This is a genomic window from Staphylococcus sp. MI 10-1553 (assembly GCF_010365305.1).
Lineage (GTDB): Bacteria > Bacillota > Bacilli > Staphylococcales > Staphylococcaceae > Staphylococcus.
The window spans coordinates 366,890-392,721 of the sequence record NZ_CP048279.1 but is presented as its reverse complement, the minus strand read 5'-3'; the positions used below and the strand labels follow the sequence as shown (position 1 = coordinate 392,721).

The following is a 25,832-nucleotide window of genomic DNA, read 5'->3' as shown; positions in this document are numbered from 1 at the left end:
CTAAAATAGTAATGATTTCGATTTAAAATTATACGCTAAACATTTCATAAGCGCAATATGCATTTTTAAAATCATTATTTTCTAAAAATGAGAAATTTCAAGATCTATTACTTTTAATGCGCCGAAATGCTTCACTTTTATCATTATTGTAAAGAATAACCTTGTTTTTTTGACAAAATCATAAAAAAAGAGGCGAAACAGAAATTAATTTGATGTCCTGTACCGCCTCTACTCTATTCACCTTACACTTTATGTCTAATTCTCTCTATCTTGCTTTCATTTTGTATCGAGTCTGAGTTTGACCGCTTCACCTACAGCTCGTGCTGAAGCTGGATTTTGTCCTGTAATTAATTGTTCCGATTCAACGACAAAACTTTTTAATGGGATTAAACTTTTTTGATATAGTGCGCCTTTATCTTTTAATGCGGTTTCTAACTGATACGGCACTTGTTTTTTACGGCGTGCTAAACCTTCTTCTCGATTTGAGAAACCTGTCAACTGTTGACCTTCTATAAGAAAATGATTGTTCGGACGCTTAACTTCAAGTAAAGCGCTTGCACCGTGACAAACTGAAGAAATAACACCCCCACGATCATAAATGTCGTTTACCGCACGGGCAATCGTATCATGTCCTCGGAAGTCATACATCACACCATGGCCACCGGTAAAATAAATCGCACCATACTGTGTCACATCAGCTTCATCGATGGATGGTGAATGGTGTAATTTGCGCATAAAAGTTTCATCTTCATAATATTTTTTGGTCAAACGATCTAACGTCACTTTATTCATACTCACGGGATCTAGTGGTGTTTCGCCTCCATTGATATTGTATATATCCAATTGGTAATTCGGATTATTTTGAAATACATCATAAAAATGCACCAGTTCGCTCAACCATAAACCTGTTGATAAATCAAAGCCATCAAATTGGTCATAACTCGTATTCACAATCATTATCTTTTTCATTTTGAACACATCTTTCGTCTTTTTCCACCATTATAACGAACATTTCTCGATACACTTAATGAGTTGCTTAACAATTGTGCAATTTGATATTAGAACGCCCTCAGACAGTGATAACCACAATAAATATTGGTTTAGCACAAAAAAGAACGGTAAAATCTTTTTCTAATCACCAGATTTTACCGTTCATCGCTATGTGTTGTCTGGATGTGTTTGTTGGCATTTAGCGATCGCTTGGTTGTAGGCTGCTAATTTTTCTTGCTTAATCATATAAGCTGCAGTATTGACCGGTTTATATGCTTCCCACTCCGCTCTTTTCTCAATCAATACAGCTAAAGAGAGCAGAGAGATTTCAGGTGATATTTTTGTTGTCATATTATAAGTCTCCATTCAAGAATTGCGCCTCCCCATTGAAAAAGCTCCAATTCGCATCAGTATTTTCTACAAGGCTAATCAGTACATCTTCTTTTCGAATCCCTAATTTTTGATGTAATCTTTCTACCAATTTGCGATAAAAAATCGTTTTTTGTTCTTCCGTTCTTGGACGCGAGATAAGCGTAAAAACTAATACATCCGTCGTCCGCTCTACGCCTAAACCTGTATCTAAAATTTGCATCTCATACGCTTCGTGTTGTGTCACAATTTGATAGCGATCCCCCACCGGCGCATGAAAGGCTTCTAGCATCACTTCATATGAGATATCTAAAACTTCCTTAATATAAGCTTCGTCTTTCCCTTTAATCAGGTCAATTTTAATGATTGGCATTATCATTCTCCTTTTCATCATGATTTGAGTAACCCCATTTTAATGCAAGAAGTAGTCCAACAAATGTTCCTATAAAACCATAAATCCAGATGGATAACATTTCATTTACAAACATTATGCTTCCCCCTTATCTACAGAGAGTTGGCGTGCTCGATGATGCATGACATAAGAAGTCACGGTAATGGTCAGTATGCCAAAAACAGTCGCAACAGCACCGGCAGACATTGTACTTGGAATCACACCGCCAAAATAAATGACAAGATAAGACACTAAACCAACAACCATCGAAAGTTCTGCTGCACGGGCGGGTGCTTTTCGTTTCGCATATACCGCGTGCAAAATAGGGCCCATTGTACCGGCTGCAATACCCGAAATCCCAATCCACATGAGGTCACTCATATAAAGCGGTGGCTTCAAAACTAATAAAAACGATAAAAGCCCTACAATCGGTACAGAAACACGACTAATACGAAAAGCAATTCGATTGGCTTTCTGTTCTTCAACATCCACCCACTTTTGTTTGACAATCAGTTTTAAAAATAAATCATTCGCAAACACTGTAGAAATAGACACAAACAAACCATCTGTCGTTGACATAGCCGCTGCCAATATAACGACACCGAATAAAGCAACAATGGCAGCAGGAAACGCCCATTCTATATATTGTAGTAAGGCTAAATCTGAACTTGCGACTTGTCCACCTATTGCTACGCGGCTATAAATACCGCCAAAAAGAACAAGTAAACAGAGTGACATCACAAAAATATAAGTTCGAATCATGCGGCCTAAATCTTTTTCACTTTTTAAACCTAAAATTTTATTAAATAAGTGCGGTGCTGACGCAAAAGCCCATTGAATAATAATCGCACCGATAATCATTGTAAAAGAATGAAAGTGAACGGATTCAGGATTAAAAACTTGGACTAAGTGATGATTTTGATGGTTTAAGTTTTGCGCAATACCCGAAAACGTATCATGGATACTCCCCTTCCAAAACAGCACAATGCCAGAGATAAAAATGACAATTCCAGCTACTGCCATAATAATCACTTGTATCGCGTCTGTATAAATATCTGCAAGTGCACCACCTACGTAAACATAAAGCACAACAATGACTGTGATAACAATTAAACTTGAAAAGTAACTCATACCGAGTAAATGTTTGAAAATTAAAGCGCCTGCGACAAGCTGACTTGCGATATAGAAAATATTAAATAATAAGATCAAAGCCGTCCCAACACGTAATATAGGACTGTCATAAAAATCGCCCAACCAATCTGGTAGTGAGAGGGATTGCTGTGTTGTGTTTAATGATCTGACTCTTTTAGCGACCATTAAAACACCTGTAGGACCACCGATAAACATCGCTAAAAACAACCATAAATTATTAAGCCCCCACGCATACGACCATCCCGGATAACCTAGAAAGGTTGCAGCACTTAAATACGTCGCCGCAAAAGACAACCCTAGCGTGCGTGGTCCAATCCTTCCAAAGCCAGTCGCAAAATCTGAAATACTGTTCATCCTTCTAGAACTGACAAAGCCTACCGTAATCATAAGCACCATAAAGACAATAAAGCCTATCCATGTATACACTTTAACATCATTCATAATCATCCCCCTATATCTGTACTAAATTGGCTTTTTTATTTCGTGCGGGATGTGTCGGTTTCACTTTCGTATGGCCTTTGCCAAACATATTTTCACGTAAAGTTTCACCTTCATATTCTGTACGATATATGCCTCTTTTTTGTAATTCAGGAATGATTAAGTCGACAAATTCTTCAAATGTACCTGGAGAATAGGCTTGTGCAATATTAAAACCGTCCGCACCGCCTTCATTCGCCCACAATTCCAATTGATCAGCAATTTTTTTGGGTGTGCCGATGAATTTAGCCGTTCCATTACCTAGCCCGTGGTTTTTCACCGCTTCTCGCAATGTCCATTTTCGATGTGGGTCTTTTGTATATAAATTGAGATTGCCTTGCATCGCTTCTGTCTCGATATTTTCGATATATTCATCTGGATCATATTGAGAAAAATCAATACCCGTATGTCCACTTAACAATGCGACTGAACCTTCATAGCTGACTTCATTTTGAAGCGCTTCATATTTTTCATAAGCCTCTGCTTCAGTTTCACCGATAATAGGTAAAACCATTGGAAAAACAAGTATATCTTCTCCATTACGGCCAAATTGTTGTGCCCTTGTCCGAATGTCTGTGACATACGCTCGCAACGATTCAATAGAGGTATGTTTTGTAAACACAGCCTCTGCATGCTTTGCAGCAAATGTTTTGCCTTTTTCGGAGGCACCTGCTTGAAATAAGACAGGCGTTCTTTGAGGAGAAGGCTCTACAAGATGCGGTCCGGGTATATCGAAAAATGTACCTTTATGATGAATCGCATGAACTTTAGAAGGATCAGCATACGTGTCTATCTCACGTGCTTTAACAACCGCATCGTCTTCCCAACTGTCTTCCCACAACTGATAGCTCACTTGCAAAAATTCGTCTGCACGGTTGTAACGCAACGCTTTAGGCAAGCGCTCTTTTAAGCCTAAGTTCACTGCCTCGCTTTCTAAATAAGACGTTACAACATTCCAACCTAATCGGCCATTGGTCAGATGATCGAGTGTAGATAATTGACGTGCCAATTTATATGGCTGTGCATAGGTAGTAGAGACAGTAGGTGCAATACCAATATGCTCAGTTACCGCTGCAATGGCAGAAACGAGCGGAATAGGATCGTGTGCGGGGAGTTGAACGGCATGTTTCACTGCGGCGTCATGGGACTGGTTGTAAACACTATAAGTCCCCAACACATCAGCAATAAAAATACCATCAAATAAACCACGCTCTAAAGTTTGAGCAATATCCGTCCAATATTTTAAATTGTGGTGTGTCGCTCCTTTATCTTTTGGGTGTTTCCATAAACCTGAAGCATGCGGAGAGGGAGAATTTTGGACGAATCCGTTAAAATGAATTTGTTTTCGTGTCATGAACATTACCTCCTAAAAAATAGGAAGATAAGGCATAGTGAAAGTTGACTTATCTTCTAGCAATTGCGCTACTGGAATTGGCACAGTGAATTAATTCCTGTTGCCGAGATTTCATCGGGCCAGTCCCTCCATCTCTCTTGATAAGACGATGATGTACATTCATGGGGTGTTTTTTAATTAATGAAAGGTAAAACAATGACCGATAGAACAACTACATTTTTCATATGATGTTTTACGATTTAAAAGCGTTCATTTCAATCTATCGGATCATGAATTTCCCTTTATTTTCATTTTGTGTGACGCTTACAAGTTAAATTTTGGCAAAGCCTTTTTCCAAATCCGCAATAATATCATCGATATGCTCAAGGCCGATCGAAAGACGAATCGTCTCAGGGGCAATACCTGCTGCTGTTTGTTCTGATTCCGTCAATTGTTGATGCGTCGTGGATGCGGGATGAATAACAAGTGACTTTGCGTCTCCTACATTCGCTAATAAAGAAAATAATTCTAAGCCTTCAATAAATTTTTTGCCGGCTTCGTATCCACCTTTGACACCAAAGGTAAAGATGGAACTTGCGCCTTTTGGTAAATACTTCTCTTTCAAGTCGTAATATTCACTCGTCGGTAAGCCAGCATATTTAACCCATGCGACTTTGTCATGCTTTTCAAGATATTGTGCAACTTTTTCAGCATTTTCCACATGACGTTCTAACCGTAATGAAAGCGTCTCTAAGCCTTGCGTTAGTAAAAATGCATTGAACGGTGAGATCGCTGCTCCTGTATCTCTTAAAATTGTTGTACGAATTTTAAAAGCAAGTGCGGCTTCTCCAAATTTTTCACTGAACACTAAACCGTGATAAGACGGATCGGGTTCACTTAATCCTGGAAACTTGCCATTATCCCAATTAAAGTTACCTGCATCAACAATGACACCACCCATTGAAGTTCCGTGCCCACCAATAAATTTGGTCGCAGAGTGAACAACAATGTTCGCCCCATATTCAATCGGACGAAAAAGATAAGGCGTCGCGAATGTATTATCAACAATAAGTGGTATACCTTGTGCTTTTGTAATTGCTACAAGTGCATCGAAATCCTCAATATTGCCTTCTGGATTCCCAATGGTTTCTACAAATAATGCCTTCGTATTGTCTTGAAGCGCATTTTTTATATGACTGACTTCTTTCGTATCTACTAATGTGACATCAATCCCATATTTCGGTAACGTATGTGTGAAAAGTGTATGTGTCCCGCCATATAATGTAGAACTTGCTACGATATGATCACCCTTCTGCGCGACAGCTTGAATCGCATACGTGATAGCTGCCATACCTGAAGCAACCGCTACACCAGCGACACCCCCTTCAAGTTCAGCCACACGTGTTTCAAGAACGTTCGTCGTAGGATTCATCAGACGTGTATAAATATTTCCAAGTTCATCTAAGCCGAATAAATTCGCCGCATGTGCCGTATCATCAAAAGTAAAAGATGTCGTTTGGTAAATCGGTAAAGCACGTGAATGGCTACTTTCGTCGACTTCTTGTCCTGAGTGCAATTGCAACGTTTCAAATTTAAAATCACTTGTCATTTGACATTCCCCCTAATAATAAAAAAATAAAAGCCTACCTGATAAAGATAGACTTTTACTAGAAGACTTATCTCTCAGGTAAAATCACCTGCAGGAATTAGCACCTAACTGAATAGGTTGCCTGGTTTCAAAGGGCCTGTCCCTCCACCAATCTTGATAAGTATGATTCAATTGTTAAAATGCAAGATGTATCGCGCAAATAGAACGGCCAATGCAATAACCGTGCGGGTGTTTTATTGGCTTTTAATGATACAACAAGTCTATCTAACATTCCTAGCGATGTCAATACACAAATCCGAATTTTCTTGCAAATTGCAAAAATTTGAAAAAATCATATTTGTGGGAATCAACACGCAACCTGTTTATTCAATGTAAATCGACTGGCTCATCATCTCGGTTTTAATAAATTGATGGACATCAATGACACGTTGATTTAATGACCCTTTATAGGGCAAATTAGGTTGATATAATTTTTGAATGAACATGCCGTCTACAATGACATCAACTTGTTTTAATAACGCGGTCCGTTCATCATGTGCAAACCATAAATACTCAAATAAAAAGCCTGTCCAAACCCAAATTGATTTCCGGCTGCCGTAGCGTTCTCGAAAAGCATGTACTAATGGGATAACGATATCTAAGTTACAAAAAGGTTCGCCTCCTAAAATACTTAATCCTGAAATGTATTCCGGCGCACACGCATCTAACACTTCCGATATCAATGTTTCCGTTGCCCGTTCACCATATCGAAAGTTCTGGGCTGCAACATTATAGCAACCTTCACATAAAAATGGACATCCTGAAACATAAACGCTACAACGTACGCCTTCTCCATCGACGAAGCTTTGGTATTCGATTTTAGCGATATAACCTGCACCTTTTTTAATTTTTTGTGCAATCATGAGGGATTCGCTTTCATATGTTTCACACGCGCGCACATTTCTTTATGACGCCCTTCAATCATAGGACGTTGCACAGGATTACCTAAATAACCGCATGTCCGTTTAACAACATCGACTGTTTCAGGATTATGGTTTCCGCAATGTGGGCAACTATAACCTTTTTCAGTCGTTTCAAAGTCGCCTTCAAAACCACATTCATAGCAACGATCAATTGGAATATTTGTACCTAGATAACTTACGCGGTTGTATGCGTAATCCCACACTGCTTCAAGCGCTTTCACATTATGATCTAATTTAGGGTATTCACAATAATGAATGTATCCCCCACTTGCAAAATACGGATAATCTTTTTCAAAATCTAATTTTTCGAACGGTGTCACGTCTTTACGCACATCGTAATGAAAAGAGTTTTGATAATAACCTTTATCTGTAATGTCAGGAATCGAACCAAACGCCTCATAGTCTAAACGACAAAAACGATCTGTCAAAGACTCACTTGGCGTGCTATAAATACTAAACCAAATGTCATGGGCTTCAGTCCAACTATATTGATAAGCTTGCATGCGTTTTAAGATTTCAAGTGTGAACGCTTTGGCATCAGGATTTGTTTCCCAATTTGGTCCGAAAAATACTGTAGCCGCTTCATAAAGTCCAATATAACCCATAGAGACTGTCGCACGTTGCTTATTAAATAAAGCATCCACCGAATCGTTTTCATCAAGACGATATTTAAAAGCACCGCGTTTGTATAAAATTGGTGCATTATTTGGCACTGCCTCCTTGACACGTTCAATACGATAAGCTAAAGCATCGTGGAGCACTTGCATGCGTTCGTCAAATAAAATCCAAAAATGTTCAATATCGCCTTCTGATTCAATCGCAATGCGTGGTACGTTTAAAGTAACGACACCTAAATTACAGCGGCCACTATTTTCATATTCACCCTTTTCATTTTGCCAAGCCGGTAAAAATGAGCGACATCCCATAGGTGCTTTAAAGTCACCTAACAATTCTACGGTTTTGTCGTAATTTAAAATATCTGGATACATGCGCTTCATCGAACATTTTAATGCGAGCTGCTTAATGTCATAGTTAGGATCTGACGGTGACAGATTCGTTCCTTTTTTAATTGAGAAGACAAGTTTAGGAAAAATTGCAGTGATTCGATCTTTACCTAAACCTTTAATACGTGTTTTTAAAATGGCTGTTTGAACTTTACGGCTGAGTTTATCCGTACCCAAACCAAATCCTAAAGTTACAAAAGGAGTCTGACCATTTGAAGTATATAATGTGTTAATTTCATATTCTAGACTTTCAATCGCATCACTAATATCTTGTGTCACACGTTGATCGACATAAGTTTCAATGTGCGCTTCGTCTACAAATTGTTGCGCAATACCACGATGTTTTTGCTCGTTATATTTCGCATATGTACTTAATAATTCGTCCACTCGATCAATCGTGCACCCCCCGTATTGGCTACTTGATACGTTCGCAATAATTTGAACGAGTTGTGCGGCTGCTGTTTGTATCGATTTAGGAGATGTGACTTGCGCGTTACCAATTTGAAAGCCTTGCGCCAACATTCCTTTGGCATCGATTAAACAACAATTCGTCAATGGCTGAAATGGGTGATAATCTAAATCATGAAAATGTATTTCCCCTTTTCGATGTGCCTCTGCCACATGTTTGGGCAATAAATAATCTAAAGCATACGATTTTGAGACTACCCCTGCAGTCAAATCACGCATTGTTGAAAACGTTTCACTATCCTTGTTTGCATTTTCATTTACTATTGTAGGATCTTTTGTCATTAAACCAGTTAATTCTTTTTCTAGTTGTGTCAAAATATCACTCTTTTCTATATATAGTATCTATACACAATCATAAACACCATATATAGTGTTTTCAAATGATAACTGACAGATTTACGAATTTGTCAGTTCTTTTCAAACATTATGTGAACAAAGTATTGTGAGATAGAAGGTGTCAAAAATAACTTCATCGTACCACTGATTTTAGTTAAATAGTGTGTATTATCTTTGGATATGTTTTGGGTGAATTTTAAAATATGGTAGGTATATAGAGGATGTCACTCAGTATGATCTCATTTTAAAAAGCTAAGACAAATTGAAAGTAGTCGTAGCCGCACCATTAAAACATACTAAGATTAGCTGTGAAGAAATTTATGACGATAGATTTCTTCACAGCTATTTTTTATAGTTGTAGAGAGAAGTAGATCGCGCAGTCCCTTGGATCTTTGAATCCGTAATGTAAACTGATCAGCTTTACTCTCCTTTTGAAATTCGATTGAAGTATGTTGGGTTTTAGAAACCGTGTATAGGAAAATGAAATGAAAAAGGCTAAGTAAAGTTAAAATCTTCTCAATTCAATAGAGAAAGGTATGATTTTTATTAACTGTTTTGGTATTGATATCAGTAAGTCAGAAAGTGTGGTCGCACATTATAAGGATGAAGTTTTCGTTAAAGAATTGGTCATTCAAAATAATCAAAATGGCTATCGTTATCTTAAAAATTATATCAAGCATCTTGATTCCCTGTTTATCCTCTTTGAATCAACAGGTGTTTATTCAAGAGGTATGAAACACTTTTGTGAAATTCACAAAATAAATTACTTAGAAATGAACCCCCTAGAAGCCAAGTTTAAAACAAATTCGTTAAGATCATGGAAAACAGATAAGTCAGACGCACATAAACTCGCACTTCTTGCCTTTAGAATGAAAGATTCAAAGGTACAACGTCATCCTGAAGAGATCTACTTTGAACTGAGAGAACGTGCGCGCTTTCACTTAGAAATGGAGATCAACCAAAATTGTCTCAAAGTTGAGTTAGTCGAAACACTACATCAAACATTTCCAGGGTTAGAAAAGTTATTTACTAACAGATATTCAAAAATCGCATTAAATATAGCTAAAGCATTTCCTCATCCTGATTATGTAAGTATTTTGACTCATGATGAATTGGTGGAAAAAGTACTTCATTCAACTGATAAAGGCATTTCAATTAAAAAAGCGCACAAGTATGCCAAAAAATTAATTGAAATAAAGAATAATAGTTTTCCGAATGTGCGCAAGTCTTCTTTCCTCCTACAAAAAGTCCAATACTTATGCGACAAACTGCTTATTGGGATAGAAGAAATGAAAGCATTTAATCAGGAAATGATTGATTTAGCTAAAAATACAACTGAGTTTGAAAATATTATTTCAATTCCTGGCATCGGAGAACTCACAGCTACATTGCTTATTGGGGAACTTGGAGATATTAGAGAATTCAAAACAAATAAACAACTGAATGCATTTGTAGGCATTGATATTAAACGTTACCAATCAGGAACTTCAAAGAGTCGAGATACGATTAATAAAAGAGGAAATAAAAAAGCAAGGCGTTTATTGTATTTAATCACTATGAACATTCTTAGGGGAAGAAATCATTATCAAAGCCATATTGTGGATTATTATTATAAATTAAGAGAGCAGCCTCATGGGAAACCCCACAAGACTGCCGTAATAGCGAGTATCAATCGCTTATTAAAGACCATTCACTACTTGATAGTCAATGATAAATTATATGATTATCAGAAAGCACCACACTAACGAAACCACATAATCATATACATCATAACACCTTATTCAAAAAAGTAAAAATTGGACGGTCTAGTTCAGTAATGTCAATTTCACTTATTGAACCCTTGACAAATCGTAGGAAAGGGGCTGGGACATAGACTTCAGCTCCTTTAAGAAAAAGACGTCAAAATTCATTTTTTTAGAATTTGACGGCTTTTTTCTTATTAACGAACGAAAACGAACACTTATTTTAGCTAGTTTTCGTATATTCACTGCCATGAGTGCGATGCCAAGTTCACACTCAACCTTTGATTTTGTGCGAACCGATAATCTTTGGAAACCCAAATTAGCCTTCAGATTTCCAAAAGTTGATTCAACATCTATCTTTCTCTTTTGATAAATGTGTTTCGTCTTTGGATCTGAAAGCTGTTGATTTGTGAAGGCTTTAAAATAGTCCCAAGTTAAATTTTTAAATAAGCGTTTATTTGTGTTGGGGTTCGTACTTTGCTTCATACATTGACTTCGTAATGGACAGCCCACACACGCTTCACATGCATATAATTTAAAATCTCTTTGAATACCGTATCCATCTCTTTTCTTTCTGTAACTTTGGAAATGTAATTCCTTTTTGTTAGGACATATATAGTAATCATCTATCTCACGGTATTCCCAGTTAGCAGTAATCAATGGATTGTTTTTATATTTGCGCTGCTTCTCTTTGAGATACATACTATAAGTGATTAAAGGTGTTTTCTCAAATTCATCGAGTATCATGGTATAGTTGTATTCACTTCCGTAACCCGCATCTGCCACAATATACTCTGGAATGTCACCATATAAATTGTGGATGGATTTTAAAAATGGTTCGAGCGTTCTTGTATCACCTGGATAACTGTAAACACCAAAAGCTAAAACGAATTGATTATGGGTTGCGATTTGTAGGTTATAACCCGGTTTCAATTGGCCGTTTCTCATATGATCATCTTTCATTCTCATGAAGGTCGCATCGTGGTCGGTCTTTGAATAACTTTTTCTGTCACCATAAATTTCCATTTGCTTGTCATATTTGATTTTACGGTCTTTAAAATCTTGGATGGCTTTCTTACTTTGTCTCACCTTACTTCTTTCTTTTCTAAGGGTTTTTCTTGTCTCTACATCTTGAGTCGTTTCAATTTCAGACGTGAGCGCATCATTTTTATGACCTAAATGCGTCTCTATTTGATTCAGTTCTTCACTTGTTAATTCATGCCCAGATTCACGTTTGATTTCAGGAATAATCTCTTCAGAAACGAGTTGCTCATATAAAGCCGTTGATTTTTCAATGACAGACTGACTAAAACGCTTCGTATTAGCCAGCCACTGGAATGTGTACTTATTCGCATTTGCTTCTATTTTTGTGCCATCAATATAAATGACATCCTCTGTAATGAGTTTATCTTCTAATAATTGGGCTCTTAAACCGACAAATAAAATATGTAGAAATTCCATCATGTGGGGATTCACTCTAAAGCGATTGATGGTTCTATAAGTTGGCGTTTGACCTTGCGCAAGCCACATCATTCGACAACTATCTTTTAACAGATGCTCGATTCTTCGTCCTGAAAAAACAGAATGGGCATAACTATACAGTATGATTTTTAACATCATTTTTGGGTGATAAGATGAAGGACCTCTTTGGCTATAATATGGATTAAAAGCTTCTTGGGGAACAGATTCTACAAGTTTGTTAATAATGAATACAATATCATTTTCAGGAAAAGACATCTCAGTTTCTATTGGAAGTGTAAGTTGAAACATGTTATAATTTTTATACATATAAAGTTCCTCCGTATTTATGTTTGTGGTTATTCAATATTATACGCGAGGACTTTATTTTTTTTAAATAATATCTAAAAAAGAATCGATTAAGTAAATGATTTCTTACTTAGTCGATTCTTTATTTGAGCCGGGATTTATGTCCCAGCCCCTTGGTGTAGTACTTAATGTACGAGTTTTATGACACTATTATAGCCTCTCTTTAAGAAAAGTGCAAGTGAATTAAGAAAACTAATCACCACTTAAAAACCTTTAATGACATGCAATCAATATAACCAAATGCTCTAAATTGAAAAAATAAAAGAGAAGTCAATGAGGTACCGTGTTAAATATTATCATATTTTAAGAAACCGAGAGCCATTTAATAACGGAAAAACAATAAACGCTTTGTTATATGTTATAACTTTATTTTTATATTTAATATGTAATATAATAGGGTATCGCCTATCCTTTAGGTGTCATCTTGACATGAAGGGGGGTGTAGGAATATGTGCGAGTTTTTAGCACAATTTTCAGTTACCGTTCTTGGTGGCTGTACCGTTGCTTTATTTGCCCATTGGCTACGAAATAAAGACAACGGTAATAAAAATAGGCGATCGTAGCCGCACCATTAAAAACCCCCTCACTGTTAAGGAGTGAGGGGGTTTGGTGTAGTACTAAATGTACGAGTTTTATGACACTATTATAGCCTCTCTTTAAGAAAAGTGCAAGTGAATTAAGAAAACTAATCACCACTTAAAAACCTTTAATGACATGCAATCAATATAACCAAATGCTCTAAATTAAAAAAATAAAAGAGAAGTCAATGAGGTAACGTGTTAAATATTATCATATTTTAAGAAACTGAGAGACATTTAATAACGGAAAAACAATAAATGCTTTGTTATATGTTATAACTTTATTTTTATATTTAATGTGTAATATAATAGGGTATCGCCTATCCTTTAGGTGTCATCTTGACATGAAGGGGGGGTGTAGGAATATGTGCGAGTTTTTAGCACAATTTTCAGTTACCGTTCTTGGTGGCTGTACTGTTGCTTTATTTGCCCATTGGCTACGAAATAAAGACAACGGTAATAAAAATAGGCGATCGTAGCCGCACCATTAAAAACCCCCTCACTCCACGAAAGTGAGGGGGTTTGGTGTAGTACTAAATGTACGAGTTTTTATGACACTATTATAGCGTCTCTTTAAGAAAAGTGCAAGTTTATTCTAAAGCAAGACATATTAAGACTTTGTCGGTTCTGATACTGTACGACCGCGTTTTTGTAGTACAATCGCAACGACGGTTGTAATGATAATACCGATTACAAGACCCACAATACCTAAGTATTTGACGATATTACCAAATACAATACCGACAACTAAAAAGTCAGTATCTGAGAAAGTCGTTGAAGCGAGTCCTAAATCTCCTAAGAGCGGCAAGAAGAGTAAAGGTAAAAACGTGATAAGCAAACCATTTAAAGCTGAACCCGCAATAGCACCTTTAATGCCGCCACGTGCATTCCCAAACACACCTGAAGTCGCACCTAAGAAGAAGTGTGGGACAACACCTGGTAAAATCACTACACCACCAATTAAAAACATAACAAACATACCGAGTACACCTGTTAAAAAGCTGACAAAGAAACCAATCAACACTGCATTTTGCGCATATGGGAAAACAATCGGACAATCCAGTGCCGGCTTCGAGTGTGGGACCAACTTTTCTGAAATCCCTTTAAATGCGGGTACAATTTCTGCTAAAATCAAACGCACACCTGTTAAAATGATGAACACACCTGCCGCAAAAGTAACGCCTTGAATGAGTGAAAAGACGATGAAGTTTTGATCTTTACTAATTTCATCTTGCACATATCCTACACCTGCAAACAAACTCGCAATTAAATATAGTAAAATCATCGTTAACGAAATGCTAATCGTACTTTCTCGTAAAAAGCTCAATCCTTTAGGAAACTTGATTTCTTCAGTCGATTTAGAACGGCCTTTAAACAATTTTCCTACTTCACCTGCTGCCCAATAACTCACTGTCCCAAAATGTCCTAATGCGACTTGATCATTGCCTGTAATTTTACGCATCGTCGGTTGTGCCAATGCTGGAAATACAGCCATAATCAATCCTAAAATCAATGCACCTAACACTACTGTTAACACACCTTTAATATGATCTACTGTTAAAATGATAGCTAAAAACGCTGCCATGTAAAATGTGTGGTGACCTGTTAAGAAAATAAACTTTAAATTCGACACGCGCGCAATTAAAATGTTGACTAACATGCCAAAAACCATAATGAGTGCTGCTGTCGTCCCATATTTTTCTAAAGCTATCGAAATAATCGCTTCATTGTTCGGAACGACACCTTGTACCCCGAATGCATGTTGGAAAATCTTACCAAATGGTTCTAATGATTGCACGACCACACCGGCACCTGCACTTAACACTAGAAATCCTAGAATCGTTTTAATTGTTCCTGATGTCACAACTGACGCTGGCTTTTTCTGTACAACTAAGCCGATGAATGCAATCAAAGCTACAAGTATCGCAGGTTGGCTGAGTACATCAACTATTAAATCAAGTATCGTTTGCATAGACAACACTCCTTATTTTTAAATGACATCTAACGTCTCGAATTTATCTGTTAATTTTCTTTCTAACTCTTCCTTATCTAAAATATTGTCTAAAATGAGCACATTCCCGAGTCGTGCCGCATTTTCTTCTAAGTCACGTCCACAAATAAACAAATCTGCCATTTCTGGACTTGCTGACATAATGTCACTATGTTCAACATCGATATTTTGTTTTAAGGTCAACTGCTTTAACACTTCTTGGACATTCATTTCTACCATAAAGCTACTCCCTAAACCGTGACCACATACCACTAAAATTTTCATTTTGCCTCTACCCCTTTTAGAATTGCTAATATTTCAGCTTCATCATGACTTTGAATTAAACTTTCAACCGTTTCAATATCTCCTAAAACCCGTGCTAGACTTTGTAGAATATCCAAATGTGAATGAGTGTCCACTGCACTAAACACAAAAACTAAACTGGCGTAATGACTCTTTTCACCAAAATCAATATGCTCATTCAATTTCAACAAACTGACGCCGACTTTGTTCACATTGCCATTGGGTCTTGCATGTGCAATCGCAATCTCAGGTGCAATCACGATATAAGGTCCGTAACGATATACACTGTCTATCATCGCGTCGACATAACTTTGACTAAAGTATGCTTGATCAATGAGTGGTTGTGACGCCTCTTTAATCGCTTCTTCCCAAGAAACAACACATTCTTTAACACTTATCTTATCTTCTGTCAACATTTCTAAAGACATATTCGGCCTCCTTTACGAACACGTTAATTTATTTTTTAATCCCGTTAAATCTCCATGTAAGAGTTGGCCGCGTAAAGTGTCATCCAATAAAATATCGCTTAGTTCTTTTAAAGCAGTTAAATGTTTCTGTGGCTCATCCGTCGCTAAGCCAATCATCAGCTTTACTGGATCAAAACGTTCATGATCAAAGTAGACACCCTGTTCAAAATAAAACAATGTCATGCCTACCCCATTTAACGCATGTTCCGTACTGCCATGAAGTAACGCAATATGAGGACTGATGACCATATACGCACCAAACTCATCCAACTTATTGATAATCTCTTTTTTGAATTGTGCATTGATCATGCCCGCTTGTTCTAACGGACGCATGACTTCTGTTATTGCCTCATTTCGCGACATTTTTTGTTGAATTGTCGCCATATATTCCGGCTTCATGACTTGTTTCAACTGCAAGCCTTTACGTGTTAAATGATGTGCAATACGTTCTCGTTCTTTATTAATGATATGATTTAACTTCTCTCTATCTTTCTCATCTAAAAACGGTGTCACTTCCACACATTTAATAGCTTCCAATTCAATCGGCACTGTCGTAATGACATAATCCACATAACGTTGTTTCAACTTGGATTCATCAATTTGATATAACGAATAAGCATCTAAAATATCAAACTCTGGATATATTTTTCGCAATCTCTCCTTTAATAATTGGGATGTTCCAATACCAGAACCACACAATAATACAATTTTGATTTTTCGACCTTTATGTTGTGTTAATCTTTCAATCGCTGAAGCCACGTGTAGTGTTAAATAAGCGATTTCATCATCGGTAAAATCAACATGATACAATTCTTCAAAAATCCAAATATTGTCGGTAATCACTTCAGTTATTTCCATGTACTGTGCATAAATATCTTGTTTAATAGGATTTTGTTGAACGAAACGATACGTTAAACGATTTAATGCGGGTGCTAAATGAAGATATAGATTATTGAGCAATTTCGTATCTTTAATCAAATCGATACCTAAGCTCGCACTCATTCTTTCCATAAATTGATGAATGAGTATTTTCAGCTCCTCAGTCCCAACATGATCATTACCAACCTTTAACTTTTTAGCTCCCAATAAATGTAATGCGATGAACATTGTTTCTGACGTCGGAAAATCAATGTCATAATGACGTTCGACTTCCACTTGAATTGCCTGAGCAATCTGAAATGCATCCGTCTCCATTAGTGCTGTGAGTGCTTCTACAGGTGGCTCGATAGTAAAATGCTTTTTAACACGCTGTATCGCAATCAACAAATGAATGACCAATCCATCAATCGCAATTTGAAAGAGAGGATATTGTTTGTCTTCTAACGTATTGAGAACAATTTGGCGCATCCATTGCATATCTTCATCCTCAAATAACGTCTTACGTACTAATTCATTCGTTGACTTCACATATTCTTGGGTGATCAGACCATAAGCTTTTCGATAGCTCACCTCGTCGCCATTGATGACAAACCCTTTATTTTTCACATATTGCAAAGTTAACATTTGCTCTTGAAGCCACTCTGTCACATCTTTCAAATCATCTACAATCGTACGTCTAGAAACATTGACCAAAGCAGATAACATTCGCGAATTGACAGGTGCCTTCGCTTCAAACAGATGTAGCAAAATCTGCAAATGCCGCTCACTTTTCGTAAAATGCACTTCTGGAAAAGTCGCTTTATTCATTTGCTGAATCGCACTCAAATCTTCACAGTCAATTTTAATTCCGTTACTCTTACTCCTTTGAATTTGTAAATGCAACGATTCCTTCATAAACTCAATGTACTCAATATCGTATTGAATGGTTCTTTCGGAGCGCTCAAATTCATTCGCCAATTCAGCAATGGAAACGAAACTTTTAGCTTTGATGACTTTGTCTAAAATTTCATATTGTCTGTTCGTTAACAACGTTCAACCTCCTATGTCATTATTGTAATAGTTCAAGAAGTGTCATAGATGTGCAATTCACTTCAGTTTTCAAAACGAAATTTTGCATATGTAGCTGGCAGGAAATCTTTAGTATCAAGACACATCAACCTCCATCCTACATTGCAGTTGTATTCATTAAAACCTTAAACGATTTATAATCAAAGTCATTTCAAAAACATAAAAACATAATTAAAATGGAAATGAAGAAATTTGAACATATAGGAAATTGAAATAAAGAAAGAAATCACCAAGAAACAACGACACTTAAAATACAGATATAAAGTGAAAAAACATCATGAGAGAGATGTGCATTTGCAACAAAAGGGAGACGGTGTGTGAGGTGAAACATGAAAGTGAATGGAGGTGTCGTGAAGAGGGAATGCTACATTTCTAAATGTTTAGCCCTTCCAACCGCACCAAAAAAACGCTAGGACTTGTGGAGAATCCTAACGTTTATCTATCTATAACTGTATGAAAGGGTTGAGAAGTACTGAGTTTGAGAATTATTATCTATACTGAATATACTTTTGGAGGGAAGCGTAATGTGATTGTCGTACCTTGGCCATATGTGCTACTCACTTCGATATGCCCACCGATTTGATGTGCTAGAGTTTTGGCGATATATAATCCAAGGCCGGAACCACCTGTATCTTTATGTCGAGAACTTTCTACACGAAAAGTTCGTTCAAATATATTTTTAATATCAGATTCCATAATACCCATACCTTGATCAATGACGGAGATGGCTATTTCGTCATTATCTTCAAAGACTTTCACGACTATGGGCGAACCGTGGTCGGAAAATTTAAGCGCGTTGTCGATAAAGTTCATGAGGATACGTTCTATCGCGCGTTGGTCTTGAATGAAAGGTTTGATATTTGGCTCTATTTCTACATCAAGCTGTCTATTTTCATGGTGTAATTTCTGTGAATATATTTCAAATATTGGGATAAGCAATTGATCCATGTGAATGAGCGCCTGTTCGCTTTCTTGGTGGTTGACTGTGATGACGTCCGTTAGATCGTCAAACATTCTCGACAGCCGATCAGACTGACTAATGAGAATGCTGTATGCTCTTTGCGTATCACATTCACTATGAATAATGCCGTCTCGCAATCCCTCTGAATAGGATTTAATACTCGCTAAGGGCGTTTTTAAGTCGTGTGCGAGATTTTGCACCATATTCATTTTTTCTTCTTGCTCTTCTTTAATGAGATTCATCTGCTCTTGAATCTTGTCGACCATTTGATCAAAAGACTCGCTCAATTGTTGTATTTCTTTAGGGGCATGTATCTTCGTCTTTTCTGTTTCAAATTGGCCATTCGCTATTTTTTGAGTTTTTTCGTTTAACTTTTCTATCTTTTTTATCATGGGGACTGTGAAAAAGATACCGATAATCAGTGTCATCATACCGGAAAGAAACGAACATAGTGTCAAAAGAATTGTAAGCGGTCCGTCAAACCACATCAATTTGTATAGCGTGTAAAATAAAAATGTCGTTATGATAATTGTAACGATAAACGTATATATGAGTTGCTTACGTATCGTCATTTAAAATTGCCTCTGAAATTTATAGCCAAGCCCCCATACCGTTGCAATGATATAGTCGTCATAGCCATATTTTTCTAATTTTTCACGTATACGGTGGACATGAACATTTAACGTATTCATGTCTTCGTAATACTCGTAACCCCAAACTTGTTCTAACAAATCTGTTTTTGACAAAGCGACAGATTCATTACTCGCAAAGTGCCATAACAATTCGAACTCTTTGATGCGAAAAGGGATCACTTCCCCTTCTAATTCTGCGGTTTTGTTTAAGTTATTCAATACGAGTCTACCACAACGAATCGTGTCTTGTGTGGAAGGACTGGTGACGTTGACACGATGTAATAGATTTTTAACACGTATGACTAACTCTCGAGGACTGAAGGGTTTCTTGACGTAATCATCTGCCCCTAACATTAAACCGAATATGGTGTCATGTTCGCTTGTTTTTGCTGTTAAATAAACATATGGGATTTCGAGTCCTCTATTTTTCATCTCACGGACCACTTCGTAACCATTCATCTCGGGCATCATGATATCAATTATCATGACATCCACATGGGTATCCAACAATTCCATTGCTTCTACACCATTAGATGCGGTTGAAACGTGATAGCCTTCGTATTCAAAATAGGTTTTACATATTTCTCTGATGTCTTGCTCGTCATCAACTATGAGTATGTGCGTCATGTTCATCATTCCTTATGTTCTTACGTTTGATGAAATGATTTAAACTGATTGCTGCTAATGTCTCTTTATTCATTAATAAAATGACAAAGAATAAAAGTTGCACTGGATAAGTAAAAATCATATCAGCTAAAATATAATTTAACATAATGAACAAGCCAAAGAAACTCGCAGTGTAAGATAATACACCTAAAATGAGACCTAAACCGATTGCAATCTCGCCAATTTGGACCATCCATTTGAAAATTTCCAGATGATTGGCAACTGCAAATTCAAAAAATGACTTATACCATTGTGGGGAATCTTGGTTGTCACGAATGACTGAAACGAGTCCATCAATCGCAAAGCCACCTGTCAATTTTTCAAATCCTTGCATCAGTATATAAAAGCCTGAACCTAAGCGAATAAGGAGAATTAAGACTTTATAAGCGATCGCCATATGTCACACTCCTTTCTTCGTGATGTTTTCTCTCGTTGATTATTTAAGTGCTGCTGATCCGAAAATAACGTGTGCTTTGTCACAGTAAATTGTCACTGTGTCATAATCTTCTAAATTAACGTCTTTAAGATCGAAAGTTTGTGTTGCTTCATCATATTTAACTTCATCTAACTTAACACCTTTTTTGATGTCGTTACCTTTTGTTAAGTAAACGTGTAAGTCTGGACCTTTTGATGATTTGTAGTCTGTTAACATTAACTTACCATCTTTAATCTCAGCGTTACCTTTTACCATTTCTTTGTTTTCGCCTTTGAATGTGCCTTTCTTCATCACTTTTGCGTTATCTGATGCTTTAGACTCATCCTTTTTGTTGTCTTTCATAGATGTTTCAGCTTTGTTATCTTCTTTAGCTTTATCCATGTTGTCGTTACCACAAGCACCTAGCAAGAATGTTGTCGCTAACGCACCTGAAACTAATGCCATTTTCATGTTCATAACAAATTCCTTCTTTCCATTTTGGATTACAAGTATCATGATAAAGCCTTAAAGGTGCAATTGACATAAACTAGGTATTAATAATTCTTAACTAAATATTAACATCCGCTTATTAATAGTTTTATTATTTGAAAGTGCTTTTTAGATAGCGTCAATGGTCACTATAAGTCGCTTAATGACAATAAATAAGACTGATGAGACGCCGCTATTCGTCCATCAGCCTTATACTTATTATTCGATTCTAATTACATTCAGTATTAAAAATAATTTCTAACGATGCTGCCATTTCTTCTATGTCTATTTGATAATCATTTTCTAGCCACCGCTTCAACACTTCAATCAGTCCGCTACTATAAAAATCACTAATCAGCATAGGATGTTTGGATTCTCTAATTTGACGTATAATCGGGTCGTTGTTTTCCACATTTTGTTGGGCATCATCTTGCATCATGCGACTAACAAGTTTGACCAAATCACCAAAAATGTCCACGCGATTGTCTGTCGTTACAATATTTTTGAACAACTTTTTGTTTTCACCCATAAATTTCAACATATTATAAAAGAAGGGTCCTTGTGCTTTGCTATGCGCATAATTATCCACTCTCTCAGAAATTTCAAGACTCACGTAATAGAGTAAGTCATATTTATCTTCAAAATAGCGATAAAACGTACTTCTATTAATTTCTGCAAGGTCGCATATCATTTGTATCGTAATCGCATTAAACTGTTTTTCATTCAATAATTCGAGCATTGTCGCAATAATGTGTTGTTGCATTCGTTTTTGGGTGGCAGAATACATCCGAAATCACGCCTCTTTCTCTTTACTAGTATACGGATGTAATTTATCACATATTGCGTAACCCTTTCCACCATTCTGAATACCGTGTGTGTGAAGTGTTAGTGATATTTTGCCTGCCCTATTCGTTTATTTGTTGCTGTTAACACCACTAATCCAGTCGTCTACTTGACGGTCGTGGTCATCGACATAATCTTGCGCGACTTGTTCTGCATTTTTCTTGTCAATAAAGATTTGTTTCATCAAGTCATCTTCATCTTTTTTATCCCAATCTTTCGCAATACGTGTCGCAATGGTGTATGCAGCTGGGTGCTCATCTTTAAAATCTTTGTTGAACACTAGATCGATATGTTTCTTTTCATTACCATAAGCTTTGTTCGGATCATCCAACATTTTCATTTTAAATGTATCGAATAACCAATGCGGCTGCCAACCTGTAATGATGATAGGTTCTTGTTTTTTATACTTCTCTTCAAGTGTTTTTAACATTTCTTCATCTGATGCTTCTTCTAATTGCCAATCGTCTAAGTCATAATCATCAAGCACTGCATTTGTTTGTTTCATGACACCATTACGCGGATCTGTGCCTTGAATTTTGTGACCTACTTCTTTCGCCATATTTACTTCATCATCCAGTTGCGCAATACTTTTAATCGACATATATTTCGGTACAGCAAGACCTACAGGTGCATTGTCAATTAAATGTTCCTCGTCATAAACCATTAAATCTTTACCGTATTTCTGCATATAGCTGTCGTCCACATCTGGAAAACGTCCGCTCGCATGAAACGCATCTGAATTTTGTGCAACAGATGCATACATTGGACCACTTGACGGTACAGGCGTCGTAATGACGTCGTAGCCCGCTTCTTTCAATACTTCTGCAATGACAAGTGAACGTGCAGTAGAGCCATCACTCGTATATGGGATTTCGATTTCTTTACCGCCCATTTCCATCGCCTTTTCATCTGAGTCAGAGTCACTTTGACCACATGCCGTCAAAGCAATGCTCATGATGAAAATGAAAGCCATCCCTATCCATCGCACGCTTCTTCTTTTAAACATAGACGGTCCTCCTTTAGTCTCTATCGTCATTCGTTTCGTTCGGGTGCTGTTTTGCCATGTGCATCTGATGACGTTGATACGCTGAACGATTATGTTTTTCTGCATATTCGAGTAATGCATGGTACAAGAAATCAGGGTCTTGATGTTCATGCACAAGTTCTCGGTAAAGTTGTACTAATGCCGTTACGTGCTCTTGATTTTCTTCTGTCTTTGGTGCAGATTGAACGTGCGGCGTTGCTGAACTCTGTTTCACTTCATCTACTTCATTATGTGTGCTATGTGGTACATCATGTTCGTATGACACTCGCTCTTGTTGTAATAATTGTTGTAACGCTGTCCCTTCTACATCGACATTTGGCAAGATTCGATCCAACCATTTCGGCATGTACCAAGACGCACGACCGAATAATTTCGTTAATGCTGGAATCAGTGTCATTCTTACGACAAAAGCGTCAAATAGCACACCAAAACCGAGTGACATTCCCATTGATTTAATCGCCATATCATCTTGGAATGCAAATGCGATGAACACACTGAACATAATTAATGCTGCGGCGACGATGACTGGGCCACTTTCTTTAATACCTACTTTAATTGAATGTGTATTATCTTTCGTTCTAACATACTCTTCATGAATTCGAGACATCAGGAAAATCTCATAATCAATCGCCAAGCCGAACAAGAGAGCAATCGTAATCACCGGTAAGAAGGCTAGTAACGGACCCGTTTGACTCACACCGAGCAATTGATTTAAGAAACCATCTTGCATGACAAACGTCGTAAAACCTAACGTTGCGGCTAATGATAAGACGAAACCACCTACTGCCTTTAATGGAATTAAGAGTGAACGGAAAACGATTGTCAGTAAAATAAACGCTAAAACGACAATAGAACCTGCGAATACAGGAATGGCGTCATTTAATTTTTGAGACATATCGATGTTGATCACACTTTGTCCTGAAATCTCTGTATCAAAGTGGTAACGATCTTTCGCCACATCACGATAATCACGTAAATCATATACGAGGTCATTCGTTGATACTGTATTAGGTCCCTTTTTAGGAATAATAGATAACAATGCATAACGATGGTTATCGTTCAATTGAGGCGGGCTCACCGTTTCAACATTATCAAATTTTTCAATATCACGTTTCACTTGATTGAGGTCATTTTTAATATTGTCTTCACTGTCATCATCTTTCGTATTGACTAACATCACAATTTGCCCATTATAACCTTCACCAAATTCATCTGACACCCATTCATATGCACGGTGCTGAGACGAATCTAGCGGTTGTGTACTATCATCTGGCATACCTAGACGCATATGAAATACCGGTAATATTGCTAAGCCTAAAATGACAATACTTAAAATCGTCGCAAGTACAGGCTTCCCAACTACAAAATTGGACCAAAACGTATTTGGCTTTTCTGATACACTTTCTTGAGAACGTACTTTTATCTTCTTATGGAAAATACTAATCAATGCAGGAAGTAATGTCAGCGCACTGATCACAGCAAGTAAGACACTCACCGCCGATGCAAAACCCATCACTGCAAGGAAATCAATACCTACAAGCGAAAGCCCACAAACTGCAATGATAACTGTTATTCCAGCAAAGATGACCGCGCTACCTGCAGTACCTACCGCAAGACCTACAGCTTTCGTATAACTGGACTCCGTTTTACGTATTTCGCGATAACGGAACAAGATGAAGAGCGCATAGTCAATCCCTACCGCTAAACCAATCATCACCGCTAACGTTAAAGTAATATTAGGAATATCAAAGACAAATGTAAGGAGCGAAATGATACCTACACCTGTCCCTAAACCGATGAGCGCACTAATAATCGGTAAACCTGCAGCCACCACACTACCGAAAGTGATTAATAGTATGACAAATGCAACGACAATCCCAATCAATTCAGAGGCACCACCAACTTCAGGGTTCGCTGCCATTCGATCTGTCGTTTCTGTTTGGATGTTATGTTTATCTTTCAAATCATCTAATTCTTGATTAATGATTTGTTTAGAACGATCTTTTAAATCCGTTTGCGGTACAACATAATTGATATCCGCAATGGCTGTATTACTTTCGTCATTGATTTGTTTCGTTTCATACGGACTCGACACATGTTGAATTTCATCGTCTTGGTGTTCAATATTTGTCAAAGCCTTTTCAATATCTGCCTTAAGCCCTTTATCATTGATACCATCATCTTTATCTGTGTGAAAGACAATTCGCATCGATGCCTTTTCACTATCTTGATGAAAAGCTTCGTTAATTTTATCATTCGTATCTAACGACTTCAGACCATTCATCGTTAAATCGCTTTGAAATTTAGGCGCATTGATAATCATCGGTGTCATAATAACGACGAGCGCAATCAGCCAACCTAAAATTCCTAACCATTTATGTTCAGCAATCCACTTACCAAACTTGTACAACCATTTCGACACGATTTTTCCTCCTTAAGACATTTTAATTCAGTATAATGAACACTTTACATCTCAAGTCTGCTTGTTCCAACCAACAATACCTTCCAAGCGTTGAAAATTGCAACATATCGACAAAATTGTCGCTTATGTATATCGACATGTTTTACCCTTTTATTTCTCATCCTTAAACAAGCACGCATCTCAAGGTATCCAAACACTTGTATATACATATATTTGAATAATATTTTTAGGTTCGCCTAACATTTTTATTTACAAAACCTATCCGATGTGCTATCTTATAATTGTTCAATCCGATAAACGTATATCACATGTCATTCTCTGTAATGGCTTTGCTTTTTCATAGTGATTCATCTGGTCTCAAAGGCATAACTAGAGCCCTATGCGTACACTGTGATGACCGCATGAACGATATGA

24 protein-coding genes and 2 riboswitches are annotated in these 25,832 nt (G+C 37.1%); of the genes, 3 read left to right on the top strand and 21 right to left on the bottom strand.

Going from position 1 to position 25,832, the window contains the following annotated elements:
• Positions 1-276: 276 nt before the first annotated feature.
• From GZH82_RS01730 to nrdD, 9 genes are all read right to left on the bottom strand, one after another.
• Positions 277-969, bottom strand: coding sequence for a type 1 glutamine amidotransferase domain-containing protein (locus GZH82_RS01730; RefSeq protein ID WP_162681034.1), 693 nt, complete (start codon positions 967-969; stop codon positions 277-279).
• Positions 970-1,158: 189 nt separating this feature from the next.
• Positions 1,159-1,341, bottom strand: a complete 183-nt coding sequence (locus GZH82_RS01725) for a hypothetical protein (protein ID WP_162681033.1) — start codon at positions 1,339-1,341, stop codon at positions 1,159-1,161.
• Position 1,342: 1 nt separating this feature from the next.
• On the bottom strand, positions 1,343-1,732 hold the full coding sequence (locus GZH82_RS01720) for a tautomerase family protein (protein ID WP_162681032.1): 390 nt from the start codon (positions 1,730-1,732) through the stop codon (positions 1,343-1,345).
• Positions 1,719-1,847, bottom strand: a complete 129-nt coding sequence (locus tag GZH82_RS14430) for a hypothetical protein (protein ID WP_275401867.1) — start codon at positions 1,845-1,847, stop codon at positions 1,719-1,721. The genes GZH82_RS01720 and GZH82_RS14430 overlap by 14 nt, the downstream gene beginning before the upstream one ends.
• Entirely contained in the window at positions 1,847-3,343 is a 1,497-nt protein-coding gene (locus GZH82_RS01715; RefSeq protein ID WP_162681031.1) for a sodium:solute symporter family protein, read from the bottom strand. The genes GZH82_RS14430 and GZH82_RS01715 overlap by 1 nt, the downstream gene beginning before the upstream one ends.
• Positions 3,344-3,353: 10 nt before the next feature.
• Complete coding sequence (locus GZH82_RS01710) at positions 3,354-4,733, bottom strand: LLM class flavin-dependent oxidoreductase (protein ID WP_162681030.1); 1,380 nt, start codon at positions 4,731-4,733, stop codon at positions 3,354-3,356.
• Positions 4,734-4,779: 46 nt separating this feature from the next.
• Positions 4,780-4,880: riboswitch (SAM riboswitch) on the bottom strand.
• Positions 4,881-5,043: 163 nt separating this feature from the next.
• Entirely contained in the window at positions 5,044-6,321 is a 1,278-nt protein-coding gene (locus tag GZH82_RS01705) for an O-acetylhomoserine aminocarboxypropyltransferase/cysteine synthase family protein (RefSeq protein ID WP_162681029.1), read from the bottom strand.
• Between the two features lie 64 nt (positions 6,322-6,385).
• Positions 6,386-6,484: riboswitch (SAM riboswitch) on the bottom strand.
• 199 nt (positions 6,485-6,683) lie between these two features.
• Positions 6,684-7,223, bottom strand: a complete 540-nt coding sequence (gene nrdG, locus GZH82_RS01700; RefSeq protein WP_162681028.1) for an anaerobic ribonucleoside-triphosphate reductase activating protein — start codon at positions 7,221-7,223, stop codon at positions 6,684-6,686.
• A complete protein-coding gene (gene nrdD / locus GZH82_RS01695) occupies positions 7,220-9,037 on the bottom strand; it encodes an anaerobic ribonucleoside-triphosphate reductase (protein WP_457853111.1) in 1,818 nt (605 codons plus the stop codon). Before nrdD ends, nrdG begins: the two co-directional genes overlap by 4 nt.
• 599 nt (positions 9,038-9,636) lie before the next feature.
• On the opposite strand from nrdD, the gene GZH82_RS01690 reads away from it, so the two are divergent.
• The gene (locus GZH82_RS01690; protein ID WP_343236280.1) at positions 9,637-10,836 is read left to right on the top strand and encodes an IS110 family RNA-guided transposase; all 1,200 of its coding nucleotides are present in this window, start codon (positions 9,637-9,639) and stop codon (positions 10,834-10,836) included.
• Between the two features lie 84 nt (positions 10,837-10,920).
• On the opposite strand, the gene GZH82_RS01685 is transcribed toward GZH82_RS01690, so the two are convergent.
• On the bottom strand, positions 10,921-12,621 hold the full coding sequence (locus tag GZH82_RS01685) for an IS1182 family transposase (RefSeq protein WP_238989616.1): 1,701 nt from the start codon (positions 12,619-12,621) through the stop codon (positions 10,921-10,923).
• Positions 12,622-13,109: 488 nt separating this feature from the next.
• Here GZH82_RS01685 and GZH82_RS01680 point away from each other — a divergent pair, with 488 nt between their 5' ends.
• Positions 13,110-13,223 carry a type I toxin-antitoxin system Fst family toxin gene (locus GZH82_RS01680; RefSeq protein ID WP_162681026.1) on the top strand — a complete coding sequence of 38 codons (114 nt, stop codon included), beginning with the start codon at positions 13,110-13,112 and terminating at the stop codon, positions 13,221-13,223.
• 311 nt (positions 13,224-13,534) lie between these two features.
• Positions 13,535-13,717: a type I toxin-antitoxin system Fst family toxin gene (locus tag GZH82_RS14560; RefSeq protein ID WP_457853110.1), complete on the top strand. Its 183-nt coding sequence runs from the start codon at positions 13,535-13,537 to the stop codon at positions 13,715-13,717.
• 131 nt (positions 13,718-13,848) lie between these two features.
• Here the strand turns inward: GZH82_RS14560 and GZH82_RS01670 are convergent, their stop codons facing one another.
• The 11 genes from GZH82_RS01670 to GZH82_RS01620 all read right to left on the bottom strand — a co-directional run bounded on the left by GZH82_RS01670 (position 13,849) and on the right by GZH82_RS01620 (position 25,418).
• Positions 13,849-15,210 carry a PTS ascorbate transporter subunit IIC gene (locus GZH82_RS01670; RefSeq protein WP_162681025.1) on the bottom strand — a complete coding sequence of 454 codons (1,362 nt, stop codon included), beginning with the start codon at positions 15,208-15,210 and terminating at the stop codon, positions 13,849-13,851.
• 18 nt (positions 15,211-15,228) lie between these two features.
• Positions 15,229-15,513 carry a PTS sugar transporter subunit IIB gene (locus GZH82_RS01665; protein WP_162681024.1) on the bottom strand — a complete coding sequence of 95 codons (285 nt, stop codon included), beginning with the start codon at positions 15,511-15,513 and terminating at the stop codon, positions 15,229-15,231.
• Complete coding sequence (locus tag GZH82_RS01660; protein WP_162681023.1) at positions 15,510-15,959, bottom strand: PTS sugar transporter subunit IIA; 450 nt, start codon at positions 15,957-15,959, stop codon at positions 15,510-15,512. Before GZH82_RS01660 ends, GZH82_RS01665 begins: the two co-directional genes overlap by 4 nt.
• 12 nt (positions 15,960-15,971) lie before the next feature.
• The gene (locus GZH82_RS01655; RefSeq protein WP_162681022.1) at positions 15,972-17,906 is read right to left on the bottom strand and encodes a BglG family transcription antiterminator; all 1,935 of its coding nucleotides are present in this window, start codon (positions 17,904-17,906) and stop codon (positions 15,972-15,974) included.
• A gap of 531 nt (positions 17,907-18,437) precedes the next feature.
• Positions 18,438-19,478, bottom strand: coding sequence for a sensor histidine kinase (locus tag GZH82_RS01650; RefSeq protein ID WP_162681021.1), 1,041 nt, complete (start codon positions 19,476-19,478; stop codon positions 18,438-18,440).
• Positions 19,479-20,165 (bottom strand): response regulator transcription factor, encoded by a 687-nt coding sequence (locus tag GZH82_RS01645; RefSeq protein ID WP_162681020.1) that lies wholly within the window; start codon positions 20,163-20,165, stop codon positions 19,479-19,481.
• Complete coding sequence (locus GZH82_RS01640) at positions 20,143-20,601, bottom strand: DoxX family membrane protein (protein WP_162681019.1); 459 nt, start codon at positions 20,599-20,601, stop codon at positions 20,143-20,145. Before GZH82_RS01640 ends, GZH82_RS01645 begins: the two co-directional genes overlap by 23 nt.
• 39 nt (positions 20,602-20,640) lie before the next feature.
• Positions 20,641-21,096, bottom strand: coding sequence for a DM13 domain-containing protein (locus GZH82_RS01635; RefSeq protein WP_162681018.1), 456 nt, complete (start codon positions 21,094-21,096; stop codon positions 20,641-20,643).
• Between the two features lie 241 nt (positions 21,097-21,337).
• Positions 21,338-21,871 carry a TetR/AcrR family transcriptional regulator gene (locus GZH82_RS01630; RefSeq protein WP_238989615.1) on the bottom strand — a complete coding sequence of 178 codons (534 nt, stop codon included), beginning with the start codon at positions 21,869-21,871 and terminating at the stop codon, positions 21,338-21,340.
• Positions 21,872-22,021: 150 nt separating this feature from the next.
• Positions 22,022-22,957: a glycine betaine ABC transporter substrate-binding protein gene (locus tag GZH82_RS01625; RefSeq protein WP_162681016.1), complete on the bottom strand. Its 936-nt coding sequence runs from the start codon at positions 22,955-22,957 to the stop codon at positions 22,022-22,024.
• 13 nt (positions 22,958-22,970) lie between these two features.
• Positions 22,971-25,418, bottom strand: coding sequence for an MMPL family transporter (locus tag GZH82_RS01620; RefSeq protein ID WP_162681015.1), 2,448 nt, complete (start codon positions 25,416-25,418; stop codon positions 22,971-22,973).
• Positions 25,419-25,832: the final 414 nt, after the last annotated feature.

Bases quoted from the DNA above. Each gene is read 5' to 3' on its own strand.
- GZH82_RS01725 (WP_162681033.1), bottom strand. From the start codon at position 1,341: ATGACAACAAAAATATCACCTGAAATCTCTCTGCTCTCTTTAGCTGTA.
- GZH82_RS01625 (WP_162681016.1), bottom strand. From the start codon at position 22,957: ATGTTTAAAAGAAGAAGCGTGCGATGGATAGGGATGGCTTTCATTTTC.
- GZH82_RS01630 (WP_238989615.1), bottom strand. From the start codon at position 21,871: ATGCAACAACACATTATTGCGACAATGCTCGAATTATTGAATGAAAAA.
- GZH82_RS01705 (WP_162681029.1), bottom strand. From the start codon at position 6,321: ATGACAAGTGATTTTAAATTTGAAACGTTGCAATTGCACTCAGGACAA.
- nrdG (WP_162681028.1), bottom strand. From the start codon at position 7,223: ATGATTGCACAAAAAATTAAAAAAGGTGCAGGTTATATCGCTAAAATC.
- GZH82_RS01670 (WP_162681025.1), bottom strand. From the start codon at position 15,210: ATGCAAACGATACTTGATTTAATAGTTGATGTACTCAGCCAACCTGCG.
- GZH82_RS01715 (WP_162681031.1), bottom strand. From the start codon at position 3,343: ATGAATGATGTTAAAGTGTATACATGGATAGGCTTTATTGTCTTTATG.
- GZH82_RS14430 (WP_275401867.1), bottom strand. From the start codon at position 1,847: ATGTTTGTAAATGAAATGTTATCCATCTGGATTTATGGTTTTATAGGA.
- GZH82_RS01685 (WP_238989616.1), bottom strand. From the start codon at position 12,621: ATGTATAAAAATTATAACATGTTTCAACTTACACTTCCAATAGAAACT.
- GZH82_RS01645 (WP_162681020.1), bottom strand. From the start codon at position 20,165: ATGACGCACATACTCATAGTTGATGACGAGCAAGACATCAGAGAAATA.
- GZH82_RS01730 (WP_162681034.1), bottom strand. From the start codon at position 969: ATGAAAAAGATAATGATTGTGAATACGAGTTATGACCAATTTGATGGC.
- GZH82_RS01665 (WP_162681024.1), bottom strand. From the start codon at position 15,513: ATGAAAATTTTAGTGGTATGTGGTCACGGTTTAGGGAGTAGCTTTATG.
- GZH82_RS14560 (WP_457853110.1), top strand. From the start codon at position 13,535: ATGTGTAATATAATAGGGTATCGCCTATCCTTTAGGTGTCATCTTGAC.
- GZH82_RS01680 (WP_162681026.1), top strand. From the start codon at position 13,110: ATGTGCGAGTTTTTAGCACAATTTTCAGTTACCGTTCTTGGTGGCTGT.
- nrdD (WP_457853111.1), bottom strand. From the start codon at position 9,037: ATGACAAAAGATCCTACAATAGTAAATGAAAATGCAAACAAGGATAGT.
- GZH82_RS01720 (WP_162681032.1), bottom strand. From the start codon at position 1,732: ATGCCAATCATTAAAATTGACCTGATTAAAGGGAAAGACGAAGCTTAT.
- GZH82_RS01650 (WP_162681021.1), bottom strand. From the start codon at position 19,478: ATGACGATACGTAAGCAACTCATATATACGTTTATCGTTACAATTATC.
- GZH82_RS01660 (WP_162681023.1), bottom strand. From the start codon at position 15,959: ATGTCTTTAGAAATGTTGACAGAAGATAAGATAAGTGTTAAAGAATGT.
- GZH82_RS01640 (WP_162681019.1), bottom strand. From the start codon at position 20,601: ATGGCGATCGCTTATAAAGTCTTAATTCTCCTTATTCGCTTAGGTTCA.
- GZH82_RS01635 (WP_162681018.1), bottom strand. From the start codon at position 21,096: ATGAACATGAAAATGGCATTAGTTTCAGGTGCGTTAGCGACAACATTC.
- GZH82_RS01710 (WP_162681030.1), bottom strand. From the start codon at position 4,733: ATGACACGAAAACAAATTCATTTTAACGGATTCGTCCAAAATTCTCCC.